Origin of the sequence: Acinetobacter sp. YH12097 (genome assembly GCF_013419225.1) — a bacterium.
Classification (GTDB): Bacteria; Pseudomonadota; Gammaproteobacteria; order Pseudomonadales; family Moraxellaceae; genus Acinetobacter; species Acinetobacter amyesii.
In genome coordinates this window covers 1-20564 of the sequence record NZ_VPAN01000004.1, presented here as the reverse complement: position 1 = coordinate 20564, position 20564 = coordinate 1, and the positions used below count along the sequence as shown (strand labels likewise).

The 20564-nt window shown below is 41.3% G+C and carries 17 protein-coding genes; 15 read left to right on the top strand and 2 right to left on the bottom strand.

Annotated elements, in window-relative coordinates; genetic code table 11:
- Positions 1-42 precede the first annotated feature (42 nt).
- The 6 genes from FTU37_RS03100 to FTU37_RS03075 all read left to right on the top strand — a co-directional run bounded on the left by FTU37_RS03100 (position 43) and on the right by FTU37_RS03075 (position 7141).
- A complete protein-coding gene (locus tag FTU37_RS03100) occupies positions 43-711 on the top strand; it encodes an HAD-IA family hydrolase (RefSeq protein WP_111884106.1) in 669 nt (222 codons plus the stop codon).
- Between the two features lie 689 nt (positions 712-1400).
- Entirely contained in the window at positions 1401-2198 is a 798-nt protein-coding gene (gene mhpD, locus FTU37_RS03095) for a 2-keto-4-pentenoate hydratase (RefSeq protein ID WP_168377931.1), read from the top strand.
- A gap of 36 nt (positions 2199-2234) precedes the next feature.
- The gene (locus FTU37_RS03090) at positions 2235-3131 is read left to right on the top strand and encodes an acetaldehyde dehydrogenase (acetylating) (protein ID WP_078192779.1); all 897 of its coding nucleotides are present in this window, start codon (positions 2235-2237) and stop codon (positions 3129-3131) included.
- 11 nt (positions 3132-3142) lie between these two features.
- The gene (gene dmpG / locus FTU37_RS03085) at positions 3143-4162 is read left to right on the top strand and encodes a 4-hydroxy-2-oxovalerate aldolase (protein ID WP_168377930.1); all 1020 of its coding nucleotides are present in this window, start codon (positions 3143-3145) and stop codon (positions 4160-4162) included.
- Between the two features lie 547 nt (positions 4163-4709).
- Positions 4710-5990 carry an OprD family outer membrane porin gene (locus tag FTU37_RS03080; RefSeq protein WP_168377929.1) on the top strand — a complete coding sequence of 427 codons (1281 nt, stop codon included), beginning with the start codon at positions 4710-4712 and terminating at the stop codon, positions 5988-5990.
- Between the two features lie 293 nt (positions 5991-6283).
- The gene (locus FTU37_RS03075) at positions 6284-7141 is read left to right on the top strand and encodes an alpha/beta fold hydrolase (protein WP_168377928.1); all 858 of its coding nucleotides are present in this window, start codon (positions 6284-6286) and stop codon (positions 7139-7141) included.
- 406 nt (positions 7142-7547) lie between these two features.
- Here the strand turns inward: FTU37_RS03075 and hcaR are convergent, their stop codons facing one another.
- Positions 7548-8453, bottom strand: a complete 906-nt coding sequence (hcaR, locus tag FTU37_RS03070) for a DNA-binding transcriptional regulator HcaR (RefSeq protein WP_078189744.1) — start codon at positions 8451-8453, stop codon at positions 7548-7550.
- A 278-nt stretch (positions 8454-8731) separates the two neighbouring features.
- On the opposite strand from hcaR, the gene hcaE reads away from it, so the two are divergent.
- From hcaE to FTU37_RS03025, 9 genes are all read left to right on the top strand, one after another.
- The gene (gene hcaE / locus FTU37_RS03065; RefSeq protein WP_067763943.1) at positions 8732-10099 is read left to right on the top strand and encodes a 3-phenylpropionate/cinnamic acid dioxygenase subunit alpha; all 1368 of its coding nucleotides are present in this window, start codon (positions 8732-8734) and stop codon (positions 10097-10099) included.
- Positions 10096-10614, top strand: coding sequence for a 3-phenylpropionate/cinnamic acid dioxygenase subunit beta (gene hcaF, locus FTU37_RS03060; RefSeq protein WP_168377927.1), 519 nt, complete (start codon positions 10096-10098; stop codon positions 10612-10614). The genes hcaE and hcaF overlap by 4 nt, the downstream gene beginning before the upstream one ends.
- Positions 10614-10940 carry a 3-phenylpropionate/cinnamic acid dioxygenase ferredoxin subunit gene (gene hcaC / locus FTU37_RS03055; RefSeq protein WP_067763933.1) on the top strand — a complete coding sequence of 109 codons (327 nt, stop codon included), beginning with the start codon at positions 10614-10616 and terminating at the stop codon, positions 10938-10940. The genes hcaF and hcaC overlap by 1 nt, the downstream gene beginning before the upstream one ends.
- Positions 10941-10942: 2 nt before the next feature.
- On the top strand, positions 10943-11761 hold the full coding sequence (gene hcaB, locus FTU37_RS03050; protein ID WP_078192772.1) for a 3-phenylpropionate-dihydrodiol/cinnamic acid-dihydrodiol dehydrogenase: 819 nt from the start codon (positions 10943-10945) through the stop codon (positions 11759-11761).
- 65 nt (positions 11762-11826) lie between these two features.
- Complete coding sequence (locus FTU37_RS03045) at positions 11827-12789, top strand: 3-carboxyethylcatechol 2,3-dioxygenase (protein ID WP_168377926.1); 963 nt, start codon at positions 11827-11829, stop codon at positions 12787-12789.
- Positions 12790-12800: 11 nt separating this feature from the next.
- A complete protein-coding gene (gene hcaD, locus FTU37_RS03040) occupies positions 12801-14036 on the top strand; it encodes a 3-phenylpropionate/cinnamic acid dioxygenase ferredoxin--NAD(+) reductase subunit (protein WP_168377925.1) in 1236 nt (411 codons plus the stop codon).
- 436 nt (positions 14037-14472) lie between these two features.
- On the top strand, positions 14473-15375 hold the full coding sequence (locus tag FTU37_RS03035) for a DMT family transporter (protein ID WP_168377924.1): 903 nt from the start codon (positions 14473-14475) through the stop codon (positions 15373-15375).
- 231 nt (positions 15376-15606) lie between these two features.
- Positions 15607-16548: a cation diffusion facilitator family transporter gene (locus FTU37_RS03030; protein WP_078192768.1), complete on the top strand. Its 942-nt coding sequence runs from the start codon at positions 15607-15609 to the stop codon at positions 16546-16548.
- Between the two features lie 60 nt (positions 16549-16608).
- Positions 16609-17664, top strand: coding sequence for an MBL fold metallo-hydrolase (locus tag FTU37_RS03025; RefSeq protein WP_168377923.1), 1056 nt, complete (start codon positions 16609-16611; stop codon positions 17662-17664).
- 81 nt (positions 17665-17745) lie between these two features.
- Here FTU37_RS03025 and FTU37_RS03020 read toward each other — a convergent pair whose 3' ends face one another.
- Positions 17746-19266: a catalase gene (locus FTU37_RS03020; protein ID WP_168377922.1), complete on the bottom strand. Its 1521-nt coding sequence runs from the start codon at positions 19264-19266 to the stop codon at positions 17746-17748.
- Positions 19267-20564 lie beyond the last annotated feature (1298 nt).

Here is a 20564-nt window from a genome sequence, read left to right as displayed (position 1 = left end):
TCAGGAGAGGGTGTCAACACTGAATCAAATCTAGGAAAACGTATGAACTCAGCTGTAAAACTAGTCATTTTCGATTGGGATGGCACTTTATTTGATTCTGTGGGTCAAATTGTAGCGAGTTTAAAATTTGCAGCAGATCAATATTCACAGCCGCTGACCGATGCTGATGCGAAAAGTATTATTGGTTTAGGTCTGCCGGAAGTCGCACAGCGGTTATTTCCGACGGTTCCTGAATTGCACAGCGACATTTTGCAAAGCTATGCCGATCACTATGTTGCCCATTCCAAAGGGGATATGTGGTTTGATGGTGTCGCGGATATGTTGCAGGAATTACGCGATGCCGGTCTACAATTGGCTGTTGCAACAGGAAAAAGTCGTAAAGGTCTAGACCGTGTCTTGGCTCAAACGCAAAGTCATGAGTTGTTTCGTGCGACACGTGCAGCCAGTGAAACCAAATCTAAGCCAGATCCGTTGATGTTGGCAGAAATTTTGGCGGAAACAGGACTACGTGCCGATCAAGCCATTATGGTTGGTGATACGTCGTATGATTTAGAAATGGCCCTCAATATTCAGATGCCACGTGTAGGCGTGAGCTATGGAGTGCATACTGTAGAAACACTCCAGTGTTTTCAACCCTTACATATTGCACATAGCGTAGGTGATTTGACTGAATTTCTACTAGAACACGTGAAATTACGTCTAGCTGTATAGTTTTAGATACAAACGAGTAAAAAGGGTGAAATTTGTTTTCACCTTTTTTGTTACCAAATGAATAGTAACGCAAGCTCTAGTTGTTGAAATGAGTAAATTCAATTATTTAAAAAAGTAATAACACTAGATTTTTCTACAATAACAAGCAGTCTTCTAGCAAATTTACCTTAAAAAGTTGAGCGCAACTATTTGGCCTTTTACCACAAGCTGGAATAGATTCTTTGTTTGAATTTTTGGTTTTATCTTATTGTTGTTTATTGATTTATTTTTAATTTTTTAATTTATTAAACTAAATCAGATGAAATTGAACACCTATGTGTAAAAGCTGGCCTGACGCTAAAATAATCTTTTAATCTTATCTTTTAGTCGTATAAGCCAAGTTTTTTAGTAGAGATTCAGATTTAAGGGCGAAAAAAATAGTGAATTTTATTTAATTATTTTGGCTTAAGTTTTTGAATATTAATAATAAATAATGATTAATTTATAGCTAATAGCTATAGTCATAAATAAAATAAGTATTGGTATTCACTTTCTAAAATCTCGATGCTAAATGCATCTAAACATAACGTGTAGTATGTCAAGTGAAATGCTTTAGGCGAATCCTGACATGACTTTCATCACTTTGATTTTGATGGTGATCGGGATGAAACACGTTGTGCATCCAATTTTTGCAGTTTAAGGAAACATTGATGTCGAATTCTGCTGTTGTTGAATCAGTTGCGCAAGCATTACGCGATGCGGAAGTAAATCAGGCTGCGATTGCACCGATCCGTCCACAACTTGGTGGTGAAAGTGCTGATGTAGATATTGCTTATGCCGTTCAAGAAGTGAATACCAAACGTGCGGTGGCAGAAGGTCGTCGCCTTGTAGGTCGTAAAATTGGCTTAACTTCAAAAGTTGTACAAGCGCAGTTAGGCGTTGATCAACCTGACTTCGGTATGTTGTTTGCTGACATGGCGTATGGCGATGGTGAAGAAATCCCTGCTGGTTTATTGATTCAGCCAAAAGTTGAAGCAGAAATTGCTTTGGTGATTAACCAAGACTTGACCAAAGAAAAACACACCTATGCAGACATTATTAGTGCAACTGACTATGCACTGCCTGCAATTGAAGTGGTCGATAGCCGTATCGAAAACTGGAAAATCTCGTTGATTGATACTGTGGCAGATAACGCATCTTCAGCAGGTTTTGTACTGGGTTCTAAGCCTGTAAAACTTGCAGATCTTGACCTTGTAAATTGCAAAATGGTCATGACTCGTGGTGAAGAAGTGGTTTCACAAGGTGTGGGTAAAGCCTGTCTTTCTAATCCATTAAATGCAGCAGTGTGGTTGGCTGATGAAATGGTTCGTCGTGGTCGTCCATTGCTTGCAGGTGACATCGTATTGACCGGTGCTTTAGGCCCAATGGTTGTGGCAAATCCTGGTGATGAATTCAAAGTTGAAATTGAAGGCTTTGGTTCTGTGACTGCAGCATTTGCAGCGAAATAAGCTTGGGTTTTACGGAATTTTTAAGAGTACACATTCATGAAAAAGATTAAATGTGCATTGATCGGTCCAGGGAACATTGGTACTGACTTGCTTTACAAACTTCAACGCAGCGAATTTTTAGAACCAGTATGGATGGTCGGTATTGACCCAACGTCTGAAGGTTTGGCTCGCGCTGCTAAAATGGGTTTAAAAACCACTGCTGAAGGCGTAGATGGTTTACTTGCACACGTAATTGAAGACGACATTAAAATCGCATTTGATGCAACTTCTGCCTATGTTCATGCTGAAAACAGCCGCAAATTAAATGAACTTGGCGTGTTAATGATTGACTTAACACCTGCTGCAATCGGTCCATTCTGCGTACCACCAGTAAACTTAGAAGCGTTATTGGACGCAGGTGAAGTTCCGAACGTCAACATGGTGACATGTGGTGGTCAGGCAACGATTCCTATGGTTGCTGCGATTTCACGAGTTCAGCCTGTTGAATACGGCGAAATCATTGCAACAGTTTCAACAAAATCTGTGGGTCCAGGTACACGTAAAAACATTGATGAATTTACTCGTACGACTGCTGGCGCTATTGAAAAAGTGGGCGGTGCGAAACAAGGTAAAGCGATCATCATCATTAACCCTGCTGAGCCACCACTGATGATGCGTGATACTGTTCACTGTCTTGTTGAAGGTGAACCAGATCAAGCAGCAATCACTGAATCTGTACATGCGATGATTCTTGAAGTTCAAAAATATGTACCAGGTTACAAACTTGTAAATGGTCCTGTATTTGACGGTAACCGTGTTTCAATCTTCTTAGAAGTTGAAGGTTTAGGTGATTATCTTCCTAAATATGCAGGTAACCTCGACATTATGACTGCGGCAGCTGCACGTACTGCAGAAATGTTTGCAGAACGCGTATTAAACACTGCTGAAGCTTAAGGAATACCAAAATGTCTAAGATTATTATTAATGATATGACTTTACGTGATGGTATGCATCCTATGCGCCATCAAACTACACCTGAACAAATGGTTGCCATTGCAACTGCTTTGGATGATGCAGGTGTACCTTTAATCGAAGTTACGCATGGTGACGGCTTAGGCGGTAACTCTGTGAACTATGGTTTTGCAGCAGCAACCGATGAAGAATACCTAAAAGCGGTGATTCCAAACCTGAAACAGGCGAAAGTATCTGCACTTTTACTTCCGGGTATTGGTACGGTTGACCATTTGAAAATGGCACATGATGTTGGTGTAGCAACCATTCGTGTTGCAACGCACTCAACTGAAGCTGACGTTTCTGAACAGCATATTACGGCTGCGCGTAAACTCGGCATGGACACTGTGGGCTTCTTGATGATGGCGCACATGGCAACTCCTGAAAAACTTTTGGAAGAAGCCAGCAAAATGGTGTCATACGGTGCAAACTGTATTTATGTAACTGACTCTGCTGGTTATATGTTGCCTCAAGACGTGACTGACCGTGTAGGTATCTTACGTGCAAACTTGGGTTCAGAGATCGAAATCGGTTTCCACGGTCACCATAACTTAGGTATGGGCGTGGCAAATACGGTTGCTGCTGTTGAAGCGGGTGCGATTCGTGTCGATCTTGCATCTGCAGGTCTAGGTGCGGGTGCAGGTAACACACCACTTGAGTTATTCGTGGCTGTTGCGAACCGTATGCAAATGGAAACTGGCGTTGACTTGTTTAAAGTACAAGACATTGCTGAAGACCTTGTTATTCCAATGATGCACAACCCGATCCGTGCTGACCGTGATGCAGCAACTTTAGGTTATGCAGGTGTGTATTCCTCATTCCTATTGTTCGCAAAACGTGCTGAAGCGAAATACGGCGTATCTGCTCGTGAAATCCTAATGGAATTGGGCCGCCGTGGTACTGTTGGTGGTCAAGAAGATATGATCGAAGACTTGGCATTGACCATGTCTAAAGCAAAAGAAGCCAATGCTTAATTTGCTTTAAATCAAAAAGCGCCCGAAATGGGCGCTTTTTTTATGTCTGAAGTGGCTGTGTTGGTTTGAGATGGGCTTGAGATTACGTTGAGATTGATTTGAGGCATGAAAAGTGGATTGAAATAAGAAATGTCTTACGAACCAATGGCTGATTTCGAGCAGCCATAGTAGTAAAATTTAACTTTAAGTTGTTGATGATTATATAAATTAAATATCATGTCATAGCTAAATTTTATAAATTAAATGAGGATAAATCTCATTAGAAAACTTTGATTAAACTTAAAAGCAATTAATACAGGGGATGTAATTGCAAAAAATAAAAAACTTTAAATTTTATGTTAATAAAACATGGGGTTAATTTAATCAGCCGTTCTAAATGATAAAAGGGAGTTATTGTTTTAATCTCTAAGGAAAATAACCAGATATCGCATTTAAAGTTCAAGTCGTACAAAAGCCTGATAAACCTTAATACTGTAGTCGGATTTTTTTCCAAGGTATTGTTGAGCATGATGATGTCATAGCTTAATTTGATCACTGGGAATAAGCCATGCGTCGTCAAAATTTATGGATAGCAATTCTTGCTGCGACAGCAACATTAGGAACATCTGCAACTTATGCGGACTTTGTTGACGACAGCCAAGTACAATTGAAATTTAAAAACTTCTACTTAGACCGTCAAATTAAAGAAAATCCAGCGGGTAACTGGGGTTCATGGTCACAGGGTGTGACTTTGGATGCCAAGTCAGGGTATCAAGATATTGGTGCAGGTATTCAAGTGGGTGCTGACCTTTTGGTTCAACATGCATTTAAACTCAATGCACGTGATAAAAACCCAGACTGGATCTTGCCGCACGATGGTAAAGAATCAAAAGATAACTTTGGTAAAGTGGGCGTGACCCTTAAAGCCAAAGTATCTGAAACTGAGTTGAAAGTGGGTGAGTTATTACCGGTTTCTCCAGTGTTGGTTTTCGATCCATCACGTCAGTTAATGACAACCTATAGCGGTGCATGGTTAGAATCGAAAGAGATTAAAGATACCAAGTTAACTTTGGCATACATTGACGGGATCAATAACCGTTATGACAACCAATTCCGTGATTTATCAATGTTCGCTCCAGGTAAAAGATTACCAGATGGCACCATGGGTCATTATGATCTTGGGCCAACTTCTGATGGTATGTATATTGCGGGTATTGACCATCAATTCACACCTGAAATTGGTGGTAGCTACTGGTATGCCGATGTTCAAGACATCTACACACAGCAATATGTTGGCGCGAACTATAAAACCAAGTTAGGTGACAAAGCCAAACTGGATAGCCATATCCGTTACTTCGATAACTCGGATTCGGGTGACAAACTATATGGCGAAATTGATAACCAAGCATTATCGGTTGGTGCGAAAGTGAATTACGGTTCGCATACCTTTGGTTTGGGCTATCAACAAATGTTTGGTGATAATGCATTCCCAACACTGGGTGGATGGGTGCCGCAGCCGTACTTAGTCAACTGGGGTATAGCAACATTTACTGCAAAAAATGAAAAATCATGGGGCTTTACGTATGGTTATGACTTTGCAGAGCTTGGTGCGAAAGGCCTAAATGCTACAGCGGTTTACTTTACAGGTTCTGATGCAGAAATTGGTACTGCAAATGGCATCCTGAAAGATCAAAAATCTGATGAGCTTAACTTAATCGTGAACTACACCGTGCCTGAAGGTAAGTTGAAGGGCTTAGGCTTCCAGGCAATGTATATCGATGCCGATTTCGATTACAAATCTGACTTGCAAGAGTACCGTGTCGCGACAACTTATACCTATAAGTTCTAATTTCTCAGGATAAAAAAGAGGGAAGTGGATTCATTGCTTCCCTTTTTATTCGCTGGTTTATTTAAAAAAGAAATACCTCAAAGATTTTATGGATATATTTTTGAGTTATGTATTTAAAAACAATAACTTAAATTATAGTCTATTTGTTGTTTATGATCGTAAATATGTATCAGTTAGCAGTGGCTGAACAGGTAATATGAGACTGTAAAAACCACAAAATCCAAAAGAGTCCCCCTTGTGTTTAAATCCGTTATGGATTGAAACATAAGCTCTACGCAATACGAGGAGCATGTATGAGCACTGTTCAGATTCCTGACTATACAACTGATTCATTCTTTGGTTTAGAAGATAAATGGATTGAAACTGCTGAAGGCGAATTAACGCATTACCACGAAGTGGGTGAAGGCACACCAATTCTATTTTTACACGGTTCAGGTACAGGTGTATCTGCTGCGGCAAACTGGTGGTTAAACCTTCCACAAATTGGTGAACAAGCTCGTTGTATCGCTATCGATACGATTGGCTATGGTCAAACTGTTGTTGCACCGAATACTGCTTATGGTATCCGTGCTTGGGTTGATCACGCTGTACGTACGTTAGATGCCCTAGGTATTGAAAAAACTTGGTTAGTGGGTAACTCACTCGGTGGCTGGTTAGCATTCCAAATGGCTTTGGACTATCCAGAACGTGTATTGGGTATCGTGTCTATGGGTACAGGCGGTGCTAAACAAACTGCAGCACTTAAAGCACATGCAAACCCTGTATTAACCGAAGAAGGCATCAAGAAAACCTTGTCTATGTTTGTTGTAAACAAAGACTTGATCACAGACGAATTGGTAAAAGTACGTTTCGCTTCTGCTGCAAATGACTATGCATCAAATCGTTTGATGGATGTTGTTGGCGCACGCGACCGTGACCGTTTCGAATTCCCACTCGACTTTGAAAAAATGAAAGACATTACTGTGCCAGTATTGTTGATTCACGGTGTACAAGACGTGGTGATTCCAGTATCTCGTACGTGGGATATTTTGAACACAGTTCCAAATGCGGATGCGCATATCTTTAGCCAATGTGGTCACTGGTCACAAGTTGAAAAAGCAGAAGAATTCAACACCGTGATTAAAGATTATTTAAAAGCGCGTGGTGTGTAATTTCTTGTCACTGACATGAAATTCAAAAAAAGGATGGTTTTGCCATCCTTTTTTTTATATAAATCTTTTGAAAGAAATACTTTAAATGAGTATTATTCTCATTAATGGGTCGACAGTGTACGGTCTAAATCAGTAAAAAGGCATAAAATAAGCTCATCTAAATGGTTGGGGAAGGGGAATTATTTATTAGACTTAAGTTGTAAATCGGCTATTCTTAGCAATTTTTATCAATATCTAAACTAAAATTTATAAGTTATTTTCCATCAAGTCGATATGCATGATAGATAAAATGCGTCGATTAAAACATTTAAACGATTAAAAAAGCGACTTTTTAGCCATAAAAAAAGCACCATTATTTATTTCAAAAATAATGGTGCTATATCTATAAATTATGACTTGGCGAAAATTAACGCTGTTCGCGATTGATATCGAGATAAAAAACTTTGGTTAGCAGTTCAAGGAATTTATCTACAGCCACAGAACTCGCCGTTTTTCGGTAACTTACATACAAGTCTAGATACGGTAATTCGACATCTAAAGGACGAATCACCGTATTGTTCATGGTCAATGGCGCGATGTATCCCGGTAGGATCGTGCAGCCTAAGCCCATGCCGATGGAGTTAATGTTAAACAGGATATTGTCGGCTTTTTGCACGATATTAAATTGAATACCATGGGTCGAAGCAAAGTCCAAAATAGCTTCATGCAACGTGCCAGATTGTTCACGTGCAGGAATGATAAAATCAATCCCATTCAATGCTTTAACAGGAATACGTTCGTACTTCGCTAAAGGGTGATCTTTGGGTAAAATAAAGATTAGCGGTTCACGCAGTACAAACTGACTTTCAATTTCGTCGCTGTGGAAGTTATTGCGGGTAAAAGTGATATCTAGTTCACCTTTTTGCAGCAATTTCATCTGATCGCGGTTATTTAAACTGAGTAATTCAATCTTGAGTTCTGGGTTCTGAACACGTAAATTTGGCAGTACATAAGGGAAGATTTTCATCTCTGCGACAGGGACAAAACCAATACGCAGCATCTGCTGTTTGGCTTGTGAAACCTGACGTGCCATAGCGACAGCTTTGTCTGCTTGTGCCAAGGTTAAACGTGCTTGTTCTAGAAATACGGCACCTTCTTCTGTGAGCTCAACTTTACGTTTAGTACGGTGCAACAGTTTTACGCCGACATCTTCTTCAAGATCTTTAATTTGTTGGCTTAAAGAAGGTTGAGCAGTATAAAGTTTTAACGCAGCTTTACTGAAATTGAGTTCTTCAGCGACAGTAATAAAGTAGCGTAAGTGTCGTAATTCCATATAATCAACCCGTGGAGTAATCCAAAAAATGTCTTACTTAGAAGTCCGTTCAGTATAATCTATAAACAACTATTGCGTGAGGATTATTTTACCATTCACGAAATAAATGGTGTTCTCGGCAATTTAAAAAAAATGCCATAAAAAAAATCTACCGTAATAATCCATAAAATCTCTTAATTAAAACAAAATAAATATTTCCCGAATATCGCTCTAAAATCCATCATCGTTGAAAAGTTGAGTCTATTACTTTGTGCCTTATGGTCACAGGAGAGCTTTTCATGAGTGGAAAAATTGATGTGCGCGAAATCGATGCTTTAGTCGATGCACAAAATGGACGTATCACGCCATCTATCTATACCGATCCAGACATTTACGAACTTGAATTAGAACGTGTGTTCGGTCGTACATGGTTATTCCTATGCCATGAGAGCCAAATTCCTAAAGCCGGCGATTTCTTCAATACCTATATGGGTGAAGATCCAATCATCGTGGCACGTCAAAAAGATGGCTCAATCAAAGCATTCTTAAACCAATGTCGTCACCGCTCTATGCGTGTGAGTTTCGCAGACTGTGGTAATACACGTGCATTTACTTGCCCGTACCACGGCTGGTCTTACGGCATTGACGGTTCTTTAAAAGATATTCCACTTGAAGACCGCGCGTTCCCGCACGGTGCTTGCAAAGAGAAATGGGGTCTTGTTGAAGTTAACCGTGTTAAATCATACAAAGGCTTAGTATTCGCTTGTTGGGATGAAACTACACCTGACCTAGAAGAATACATGGGCGATATCGCTTGGTACTTAGATGGTGTTCTTGACCGTCGTCCAGGTGGTACAGAAATTATCGGTGGTGTACACAAGTGGGAAATCGAGTGTAACTGGAAATTTGCAGCTGAACAGTTCGCATCTGACCAATATCACGCATTGTTCTCTCACGCATCTGCAATCCAAGTATTGGGTGCAAAACCAGATGACGAATCATCTAAGAAATTAGGTGCTGCACAAACTGCTCGTCCTGTTTGGGAAACTGCGAAAGACGCGATTCAATATGGTTCACGCGGTCATGGTTCAGGCTTCTTCTTTACTGAAAAACCAGATGCAAACGTTTGGGTAGATGGTGAAGTGGCGAACTACTTCCGTGAAACATTTGATGAAGTGAAAGAGCGCCTTGGTGAAGTACGTGCACTTCGTCTTGCTGGTCATAACACCATGTTCCCAACATTGTCTTGGTTGAACGGTACTGCAACGCTTCGTGTATGGCACCCACGTGGTCCAAACAAAACTGAAGTGTGGGCATTCTGTATTGCAGACGCTGAAGCATCTCAAGAAGTGAAAGAAGCATTCGAACGTTCTGCAACACGTGCATTCGGTCCTGCTGGTTTCCTTGAGCAAGATGACTCTGAGAACTGGATTGAAATTCAAAAAGTTTTACGTGGTTATAAAGCCCGTCAAAACAAATTAATTATGGAAATGGGTAAAGGTAACGAGAAAGTACGTGAAGATGGTATCCCTGGTATCACCAACTACATTTTCTCAGAAACAGCTGCACGTGGTATGTACCGTCGTTGGGCTGACCTATTGATTCATGAAAAATGGGAAGACGTTGAAGCTGCGGCTGACGAATATGAGAAGGAGCTTATGAAATGAGTCAAATTAGTTTAGAACTCCATCACCAAATTAGTCAGTTTCTTTATCGTGAAGCAAAATTGCTTGACGATTGGAAGTTCCGCGATTGGTTAGCTGTATTAGCTGAAGATATTTCTTATACGTTACGCACAACACCAAACGCGCAAACACGTGACCGTCGTCGTTCGATTGAGCCGCCAACAACTTGGGTATTTAACGATACTAAAGATTTGTTGGAACGCCGTGTAGCTCGTTTAGAGACAGGTATGGCTTGGGCTGAAGAACCTCCTTCACGTACAACACACATGGTTTCAAATGTGATTGTTGAAGCGACTGAAGTTGAAGGCGAATACGACGTTTACGTAACGTACTTGTTGTACCGTACCCAGAAAGAGAAAGATGTAACAGTCTACTGTGGTAAGCGTCACGACAAGATCCGCAAAGTCGACACTGAGCAAGGTTTCGAAATCTTCAACCGTAAGATTACCCTTGATCAGGTGACTTACAACTCACATAACCTGAGCGTGTTCTTCTAATGAATAAGATTTTTGTTTGCCAAGTTGACGAATTAGACGAAGGCGAAGCATTGAAAGTAGATTGCGGCGTGAATGGTATCGATGCGCTTGCAGTATTCAACAACAATGGCGAATTTTTCGCGATGAACGACCGTTGTTCACATGGTAATGCTTCAATGTCTGAAGGTTACCTTGAAGATGATGGCACTGTTGAATGTCCACTTCATTCGGCTCGATTCTGTTTGAAAACTGGTCAAGCATTATGCTTACCAGCAACAGATCCTATCAAGACATTCCCTGTGATTGTTGAAGATGGTGCTTTATACGTAGAGATGGCAGGAGAGTAATCATGGGTTGGCTACAAGGCGAAGTTGCACTTATTACCGGTGGTGGTTCAGGCTTAGGCTGGGCATTGGTTGAACGTTTCTTAGAAGAAGGTGCACAAGTTGCTGTTCTTCAACGTTCTCAATCGAAAGTTGATGCATTGAAAGAACATTTTGGTGACCGCGTGCTTGCGATCGCAGGAGATGTAGCCAGCTATGAGGATAATGTTCGTGCAGTTCAAGCAACTGTAGAACATTATGGCAAACTTGACTGTTTCGTCGGAAACGCAGGTATCTGGGATCATTACGCAGATATCGTCAATACATCGGGTGAACAGCTGGAGAAAGCTTTTGATGAGATTATGGGTATTAACACCAAATCTCTCATCTTAGGTGCCAAAGCTGCACTTGATGCATTGATAGCTTCGGAAGGTTCTATCATATTTACTTTGTCTAACTCAGCACTGTATTCGGCAGGCGGAGGCCCTGTATACACAGCGTCTAAGCATGCTGGCGTTGGGATCATGAAAGAATTAGCCTACGAGCTTGCGCCTAAAGTACGAGTGAACGCTGTTGCTCCGTCGGGTATGAATGTCAACATCAAAGGCGCTGCTTCTTTAGGCCAAGAAAACCTCGGTCTACTCGATGCACGTGATCCTGAGAAGATTGCACGCGGCATGCCGCTCAATTTCTTACCCGAACCTGAAGATATGACTGGTTCATACGTGTTATTGGCTTCTCGTCAAAACAACCGCCCATTAACTGGTGTTTTAATTAATGCTGAATGTGGTCTGGGTATCCGTGGTTTACGTCAACCACGTGCTGGCTTCTTTGACGAGATTTAATTCGCCAAATACGTAAAGGACTTACTCGGCAGCCGTCTTGGCTGCCTTCCGTTTAGGAGTCACCCATGGCCGTTAAACTTATTTGTGCATCGCACAGTCCCCTAATGGAATTCGCTTCTCCGCAAGAGAAATACAAAGAGGAAAAAGTTCGCGAAACTTTTGCCAAACTTGCTAAAGAAGTTGAAGACTATAATCCAACATTGATCATTACTTTTGGTCCAGACCATTTCAATGGTTTCTTCTATGACCTCATGCCATCTTTCTGCGTCGGTATTCGTGCCAAAGCAGCAGGTGATTGGGATTATGGTAAAGACAATGACCACATTAATGTGCCTGAAGAAACAGCAATCAGTCTGGTTCGTCGCGTATTGGATGAAGGTGTCGATGTTGCATACTCTTATCGTATGCAGGCAGACCACGGTGTGACTCAACCATTACATTTCCTTTGTGGTGGCAAGCTTGATCGTTATCCAACGATTCCAATTTTTATCAATGGTGCAGCTGCACCGATGCCAACAACCAAGCGTACAGTCGCTTTGGGTCGTGCAGTCGGTCAGTTCATTAAATCATTGAACTTAGAGAATGAAAGTGTACTTGTTTTGGGTACAGGTGGTTTGTCTCATGATCCACCAACGCCGCAAATGGGTTTAGTTCCACCAGAAGTGGAAGAGTTCCTGATTGCAGGTCGTAATCCAACTGAAGAGGCACGTAATACACGTCAAGGCAAAATCATTGCTGTCGGTCAAAAACTCGCAGCGGGTGATACTTCTGTCGCAGTGCCTTTAAACCCAGAATGGGATCGTGCATTGCTTGATACTTTCGCCAAAGCTGACTTTGCTGCCATTGAAGCGATGACTGAAGCTGAAATTCGTGTTGAAGGCGGTCGTGGTGGTCAAGAAGTTCGTTCTTGGATGGCTGCTTTTGCTGCACTACATGAAGTGGGCGAATACGACATGACAACACATTGCTACGAAGACATTAGTGAGTGGATTGCGGGCTTCGGCATCGTATCTGCAGAATTGAAATAAGGAACAAACCCATGAGCCAAAATGGTATCGAAACCATCGTTATTGTTGGAGCTGGTCAAGCTGGTGCTAGCGCCATTTTAGAACTCCGTGCGAACAAGTATGAAGGCAAAATCATTTTGGTGGGTGATGAAACACATCTTCCTTATGAACGTCCGCCTTTGTCTAAAGACGTAATTCTAAAACCTGAAGAGACCAAAATCGAAATTCTGTCAGAAGAAAAATTGGCAGAACTCGGTGTTGAACATATTCGTGGCAATGGCGTTGTGAAAATCCATAGCGATGCAAAAACAGTTGAACTGAAAAATGGCGAAATTGTTGCATTTGACAAGTTGCTTCTAGCAACCGGTGGTGCAGCACGCCGTTTACCGAATTTCGATGCGCTGGGTAAACATGTTTATACGCTACGTAACCTAGAAGATTCACAAGCATTGGTGCCTGTATTACAAGCGGGTCGCCGTATTGTATTGATCGGCGGTGGTGTGATTGGTCTTGAGCTTGCTTCTTCAGCACGTTTCAAAGAGTGCCAGGTAACTGTGATCGAAATGGGTCCTATGGTGATGGGCCGCTGTTCACCTCGTATCCTGAGCGAATTCCTGCTTGAACAACAACGTTTGGCAGGGATCGACGTTCGTCTGGAAACCAAAATTGCAGATTGCAAACTGGATGGTGAAGAAGTGGTGATTACCCTTGAGGGTGGTGAAGAACTTCGCGCTGATGCTGTAGTTTATGGTATTGGTATCGTGCCAAATGCACAATTGGCTGTAGAAGCTGGCCTGGATGTTGATTTCGCGATTAAAGTAAATGAAAACTGCCAGACTTCAAATGCAGACATCTATGCAGCAGGTGATGTGGCAACTCAACTTCGTAATTGCGGTAACCACCGTCGTGTCGAAACTTGGGAAAATGCCAACCTGCAAGCAGGGATCTTTGCACGTCATGTGATGGGCGTTGAGCATCCGACACCTAACCCGGCATGGTTCTGGACAGATCAGTTGGACATCAATTATCAGTTCGTAGGTGACATGGCGGCTGCTGAATGGCAAGTTCGTGGTGAAATCAATCCAGAGCTTCGCGCTGAATCATCATTCGTGATGTTTGGTGTGACTGATGGCGTTATTGTCGGCGGTATTACGGTAAATGCGGCAAAAGAAATGCGTCACCTGAAAAAGCTGATCAGCAAGAATGCAGCGTTTGAAGCAGATAAATATTTAGATTTAAGCCAAGATTTACGTAAACTTGTAAAGTAAGCTGAATGTCTAAGATGAGCAGACTTGCGGTAACGTAGGTCTGTTTTTTTATGTCTTTAGTTTTAGCATCGCACTTATAAAGCTATTTTGTAGTCCATGTATATAGTTTTAGCTTATGTATATCTATTCAACGGTTTTAATCCTCCCCAGCCCTCCTTTTTCAAAGGAGGGAGTAGTCTTTGTGAAGAATGGATTTCGTTTAGATGTTTCCCTCCTCTTTTTTTTAAGAGTGGTTAGGGGAGATTATTGATCGTTTGAAGAGAAGTCCTTATACCCCAAACGATCGGGTGGCATTCATACCGCCTCCAATTTAGTTGATAAAGGGGAGAACAATAATTGGTCTTAAACTTTATTAGTTAATGGTCTTACGAGTAGTTCCAGATCTGAATAGTGGGTTTCAGGTTAAGTCGTTAGAACAATCAAATTTGAGAATGAAATGAAATCTTCACTGCCGCTGACGGCAAGTATATATGCTCTTTTGGTACTGATTTGGGCGACGACGCCGCTCGCGATTGTGTGGAGTGTGCAGGAAATACATCCGATGTGGGTGTTGATTATCCGTTACTTCGGCGCATCTATTATTGCGCTGTTTCTATTGAAATTGATGCGTGATCCTTTGCCGTTTGATGAAACCTCATTAAAAAGTTATGTGGCAGGGAGTTTGAATTTGATTGGCGCACAGTTGTTTATTTATCTGGCAGCCAATTATCTCACCTCTGGTTTAATGGCACTGATTTTTGGTTTTTCACCCTTAATTGCCGGTTTGATTGGGCATGTAATTTTAAAAACACATAAATTGGTCGCTTTGCAGTGGTTGGGCATGGCGGTTGCAGTGGGAGGTCTAACTTTTGTCTTTGCAGATTCTGCTGATAGCAAAGTCAATCCAATTGGCGTTGTACTGATGCTAATCAGCATGGTGTCGTATATTAGTTCGATTTTTTGGGTGAAGCAGATTAATGCACCGTTAAAGCCGATGTCACAGGCAACCGGTTCCCTGATTGTTTCTGCTTTAGGATCGATGCTCATTATTCCATTTATTTGGCAGCATTTTCCAACCGAATTGCCAAGTGGCCGTGCGATGATTGGATTTGTCTTTACCATGATCATGTCATCCATTGTGGCAATGCTGTGTTACTTCTGGCTTATAAGACGTTTGGCCGCATCAACGGTGTCACTCAGTAATGTGATGACACCTGTCATAGCATTGGTTTTGGGAGCTACGTTGAACAGTGAACATATTAGCTCCAATGCCTTTGTTGGAATCGTCGTCGTGATGTTTGGTATTGTGATGTACTTTTGGAAAGAGTGGCGCGAGCAGTATTTTAATAAAGTACGTTGAACCTCGTACATCTAGAGAATTATAAGGAAGCTGCGGCTTCCTTTTTTGTTCTATACCTTTGCGCTAAAGAGCGTGTTTCACATGGAATATGATGGCATTGTCGAAACAATCGACAGTTGGTGTAAAAACAACAAAATAACAAACAACAGCTACAGTCAGTTTGAGTACTATGGAATGAGCTATAAAATCAAATAGATCTGTTTGATAAAAATAAATTTAGGACAATTTTAAATGTCTGAATCTAACAAAATCGTGGTATATGCAGCGCTCTTCGGCAATTTAGCGATTGCACTGGTGAAGTTTGTCGCTGCCTATATCACGAATAGTTCTGCCATGTTGAGTGAAGCTATTCACTCTGTGGTTGATACTTTAAATGAAATCTTACTGCTCTACGGTATGAAAAAATCGCAGCAGCCAGCAAATGCACGCCATCCGTTTGGCTATGGGCGAGAGCTGTATTTTTGGGCTTTTATTGTGGCGTTGATGGTCTTTGCTTTGGGTGCGATCGTGTCGATTTATCAAGGGATTAGTCATATTTATCACCCCGAAGAAATGCAAAATCCGATGATTAACTATATCGTATTAGGTATTGCGATTTTGTGTGAAGGGACCTCTTGGTTTGTGGCATTGAAAGCATTTCGTAAAATCAAAGGGAAACAGGGCTATTTTGAAGCATTTCGACGCAGTAAAGATCCGACGACATTTACCGTGTTATTTGAAGATTCAGCAGCGCTGATTGGTCTGTTTATTGCCCTGATCGGTATCTATTTATCACACGCGCTGAATATGCCAATGCTTGATGGTCTGGCATCAATTCTAATTGGTGTGGTGCTCGCTATTTCAGCGATCTTACTTGCACGTGAGACTAAAGGATTGCTCATGGGAGAAACTGCTGACCCACAATTGAGGCATAATGTCTTGATGGTTGCAGAGCAAGATCCAGCAGTGCATTCTGCCAATGGGGTGTTAACAGAGCAGATGGGTGCACATCAAGTTTTGGCATCTTTGAGTCTTGAATTTAAAGATAATTTAACGTCAGATGATATAGAAGCTTGTGTCAACAGAATTGAAGCACAAATTAAACAGCTTCATCCTGAAATTGTGGCACTCTTTGTCAAGCCTCAATCTCGGAAGGTTTGGCTTGAGCGCATGAAAGGTCGTCTTGATCAATAGGTCTGCGAGGTTAAATACTTTGCAAGGTTTGTCAGCATAGTGAATGAATTTTAAATACACATGAATCAAAAAACTCAATCAGCACAGTTTCAAATCAGTACTAAAAGCTGTATGAAACATACGTGGACGAAGCCTGTATTTGATTATCTGGCAACTGACCATTTTAATGGGGAAAATTTTTTTAATACCATTCGAAATCCAGATGCGTTTACGCGTAAAGATATGCTGAAATGGATCATGACGCGTAAAAGCGATACATGGAAAGTAGATCGTGAGCAAGAATACCAACAGTTTTTTGCTTCTTCGCGTAGCATTCCGCAAAATCGACCTTTGGCTAAAATGGATGATTGGTTGGTATGGTTTGTTGGGCATGCTACGGTGCTAATTCAAATTGGGCCATATAATTTTTTGACCGATCCTGTATGGGCGGAGTATGCAGGACCACGTCAAGGGACTGGACCACGACGTGCTTGTCCTGCAGGCATTGCCTTAGAAGAATTACCCACCATTCATGGGGTTTTACTGAGCCATAATCATTATGATCATATGGATTTAGCAACCTTGAATTGGTTGCATGAACAATTTGCTATGCCGATTTATACCGGTTTAGGCAACGCTTATTATTTACCCACACATTTCAATGTCATTGAACTTGATTGGTGGCAATCGGAAATGTTTGAAGATTTACGCATCGTTTATACGCCTGCACAGCATGGTTCAGGTCGTGGTTGGCGAGATCAAAATCATGCCTTATGGGGAGGTTTTTCCATCGTGCATAGTACAGGACATTTCTTCTTTGCTGGAGATACGGGCTATGCCGCTCATTTCAAACAAATCCATACACGCTTAGGTGCACCCCGAGTAGCGTTATTACCGATTGGAGCTTATGAGCCACGTCGTTTAATGAAATATTTGCATATGAATCCCGAAGAGGCTTTTCAAGCGCATAAAGACTTACAGTCTAAATGTTCATTGGCAATGCATTATCGGACTTTTCAGTTGACCGATGAAGCTAGAGATCAGCCGGAGCATGACTTACATCATGCAATGCGTAAAACATCAAAGTTAATGAATCCATTTTTGACCATGCATGAAGGCAAAAAACTGATTGTTTAAGGATTAATTAGAAGGTAATTGGAATATTTAATGCCAAGAAAAAACCACCTTAAAAGGTGGTTTTTTATTCAAAGATAAAACTTAAAGCAAGCCAGGATTACCTTGAGCTGGATCAGTTGCACGAGCAGCTTGCGCATCCGCTACAGTTAAGCCTAATGCTTTTGCAACACCTTCACCATAAGCTGGATCACATGCGTAACAGTTACGGATATGACGGTATTTGATGAAGTCGAGTGCATCGCCCATTGCGCCAGCAGTGTTATTAAACAATGCTTGTTTTTGTTCATCATTCATTAAGTTGAATAATGCACGTGGTTGACTGAAATAGTCGCTGTCATCTTCACGATAATCCCACAAGTCAGCATCACCAGTAATTTTCAATGGTGGTTCTTTGTATTGTGGTTGCTCTTGCCATTGGCTGAAGCTGTTTGGTTCATAATGCGGTGTTGAACCATAGTTACCATCCATACGGCCTTGTCCATCACGACGGTTGGAATGAACAGGGCAACGTGGTGCATTTACAGGAATTTGGTAATGGTTTACACCCACGCGATAACGTGCAGCATCAGCATAGTTGAATAAACGCGCTTGCAGCATACGGTCAGGTGAGAAGCTAATACCCGGCACCAAGTTACTTGGTGCGAAAGCGGCTTGTTCAACATCTTGGAAATAGTTTTCAGGATTACGGTTGAGTTCGAATTCACCCACTTCAATCAACGGATAGTCGCCTTTAGGCCATACTTTGGTTAAATCAAATGGGTGATAAGGTACTTTTTCTGCATCAAGTTCAGGCATAATTTGAACGTACATTTTCCATTTTGGAAAATCGCCGCGTTCAATTGCATTGAACAGATCTGTTTGTGAGCTTTCACGGTCTTTGGCAATAATCGCTTCAGCTTCAGCATCGGTTAAGTTTTTAATGCCTTGTTGAGTGCGCATGTGGAATTTAACCCAGAAGCGTTCATTATTGGCATTAATAAAACTGAAAGTATGGCTACCAAAACCATGCATATGACGGTAACCATCTGGAATACCGCGGTCAGACATCACAATAGTAACTTGGTGTAGAGCTTCAGGAAGTAAAGTCCAAAAATCCCAGTTATTAGTTGCACTACGCTTATTGGTTTTCGGATCACGTTTTACTGCTTTGTTTAAGTCAGGGAATTTACGAGCATCACGTAGGAAGAAGACAGGGGTGTTATTACCAACTAAATCCCAGTTACCTTCTTCAGTATAGAATTTAAGGGCAAAACCACGAATATCGCGTTCTGCATCTGCAGCACCACGCTCACCCGCTACGGTAGAGAAACGAGCAAAAAGTTCAGTTTTTTTACCAACTTCTGAGAAAATTTTAGCACGAGTATATTGGGTAATATCGTTAGTTACGGTAAACGTACCGAAGGCACCAGAACCTTTGGCGTGCATACGACGCTCTGGAATCACTTCGCGAACGAAATTACCGAGTTTTTCATTAAGCCATAGGTCTTGGGCAAGCAAAGGACCACGTGCACCTGCCGTCATACTGTTCTGATTATCTACAACAGGAGCACCAGCATCAGTTGTTAGGTGGGTGACAGGACATTTTTTAACGTCGTCGCTCATTGAGTATCTCCATTATTATAATCATGTATTAAAGTTGGGAGTTATAACCTTATCAATTGATAACACGCTCAACAGCACATGACATTAACCGTTTTGTTAATTCATTTTAAAGTGACAATGTGACAACAGTTTTTCTCTTATTGTAAAAAATTTTTAGGCAGCAATAAATCGACGAGATATCATAAAACTGTTGTGATTGAAAGCTTAAGAGTCTTTATCTACTCATTTACTCTAAAACTTTATTTAGCTTTTGACAAATGGAAATATAGTTTTGAACGAATGGTTAATTCTATTGATTAAGTTATTGAATTTATATTATTTATATATTTTGTTTTAATGTTTTATGGGGTGATGCTAGTTGGCACACCTATCTTTATTGTTGTCAGGTCAGGTGTTGTCACTCCAGCGTGAATCGATTCCTACATCATATCAACATACTAGGCAACCTTACGTGATCGCATATCGTAGTCGAGGGGGTTAATGGCGAACCCATTTGACCTCGGGGTATATTTTACTCCCAAAAGGATAAGTACTTAAACAAGACTGGACCGTATTGGCATGAGCACATGGCACGACTGTGTGGCTGATACAAGTGCTCCTTCAAGTGATTATACAATGGGCCTGTGTATAGTTTGCAACTAGTCATAGATGGTGCAATCGACAGTTGTTTGAGGCATGGCTATGTAGTGGTTACAACAGATTATCAAGGACTAGGTAAGCCAAAACAGCACCCTTATATGAATGTAGTCAGTTAAGTTTATAATTTGGTGGATTCTGTACATGCACTGCATTCTTGGAAGCCGAAGCAATTTAATAAAGACTGGATGGTGATGGGGGCATAGTCAAGGTGGTGCAGCTGCTATTGCGGTTGCAGCTCAGGGACAAAAAGATGCGCTTGAATTGAATCTTAAAGCTGCAATACCCTTGGCACCGGGTGGTTATCAATATGAATGTATTGCTGAATACGTAGAAACCAATCCAAATCCAGATACCAACGTAGCGGCATTTTTCCCCAGCGTGTTGTTGGGAGCAGCCGAAGCAGATCGATCAATGTAGATCAACAGGTTAGTCCAGATATGCAGTCTTTACTAAATCAGGCCCGTAAACGTTGTTTATCAGAAATAAAAAAATTAGTTAAAATAAGCACCTCAGCCAATCTTTTAAAAAATTCCTCTGTACACGACAAAAATAGATAACTCATTGAAATAATGTCACAATAATTGTTTTCTAACGACGAATACTATGACACATCTCAATGAGTTATATCTTATCTTAAACAAATCTCTAAAATGGAACAA

Coding starts and splice junctions, on each gene's coding strand:
- FTU37_RS03100 (WP_111884106.1), top strand. CDS start 43: ATGAACTCAGCTGTAAAACTAGTCATTTTCGATTGGGATGGCACTTTA.
- mhpD (WP_168377931.1), top strand. CDS start 1,401: ATGTCGAATTCTGCTGTTGTTGAATCAGTTGCGCAAGCATTACGCGAT.
- FTU37_RS03090 (WP_078192779.1), top strand. CDS start 2,235: ATGAAAAAGATTAAATGTGCATTGATCGGTCCAGGGAACATTGGTACT.
- dmpG (WP_168377930.1), top strand. CDS start 3,143: ATGTCTAAGATTATTATTAATGATATGACTTTACGTGATGGTATGCAT.
- FTU37_RS03080 (WP_168377929.1), top strand. CDS start 4,710: ATGCGTCGTCAAAATTTATGGATAGCAATTCTTGCTGCGACAGCAACA.
- FTU37_RS03075 (WP_168377928.1), top strand. CDS start 6,284: ATGAGCACTGTTCAGATTCCTGACTATACAACTGATTCATTCTTTGGT.
- hcaR (WP_078189744.1), bottom strand. CDS start 8,453: ATGGAATTACGACACTTACGCTACTTTATTACTGTCGCTGAAGAACTC.
- hcaE (WP_067763943.1), top strand. CDS start 8,732: ATGAGTGGAAAAATTGATGTGCGCGAAATCGATGCTTTAGTCGATGCA.
- hcaF (WP_168377927.1), top strand. CDS start 10,096: ATGAGTCAAATTAGTTTAGAACTCCATCACCAAATTAGTCAGTTTCTT.
- hcaC (WP_067763933.1), top strand. CDS start 10,614: ATGAATAAGATTTTTGTTTGCCAAGTTGACGAATTAGACGAAGGCGAA.
- hcaB (WP_078192772.1), top strand. CDS start 10,943: ATGGGTTGGCTACAAGGCGAAGTTGCACTTATTACCGGTGGTGGTTCA.
- FTU37_RS03045 (WP_168377926.1), top strand. CDS start 11,827: ATGGCCGTTAAACTTATTTGTGCATCGCACAGTCCCCTAATGGAATTC.
- hcaD (WP_168377925.1), top strand. CDS start 12,801: ATGAGCCAAAATGGTATCGAAACCATCGTTATTGTTGGAGCTGGTCAA.
- FTU37_RS03035 (WP_168377924.1), top strand. CDS start 14,473: ATGAAATCTTCACTGCCGCTGACGGCAAGTATATATGCTCTTTTGGTA.
- FTU37_RS03030 (WP_078192768.1), top strand. CDS start 15,607: ATGTCTGAATCTAACAAAATCGTGGTATATGCAGCGCTCTTCGGCAAT.
- FTU37_RS03025 (WP_168377923.1), top strand. CDS start 16,609: ATGAATCAAAAAACTCAATCAGCACAGTTTCAAATCAGTACTAAAAGC.
- FTU37_RS03020 (WP_168377922.1), bottom strand. CDS start 19,266: ATGAGCGACGACGTTAAAAAATGTCCTGTCACCCACCTAACAACTGAT.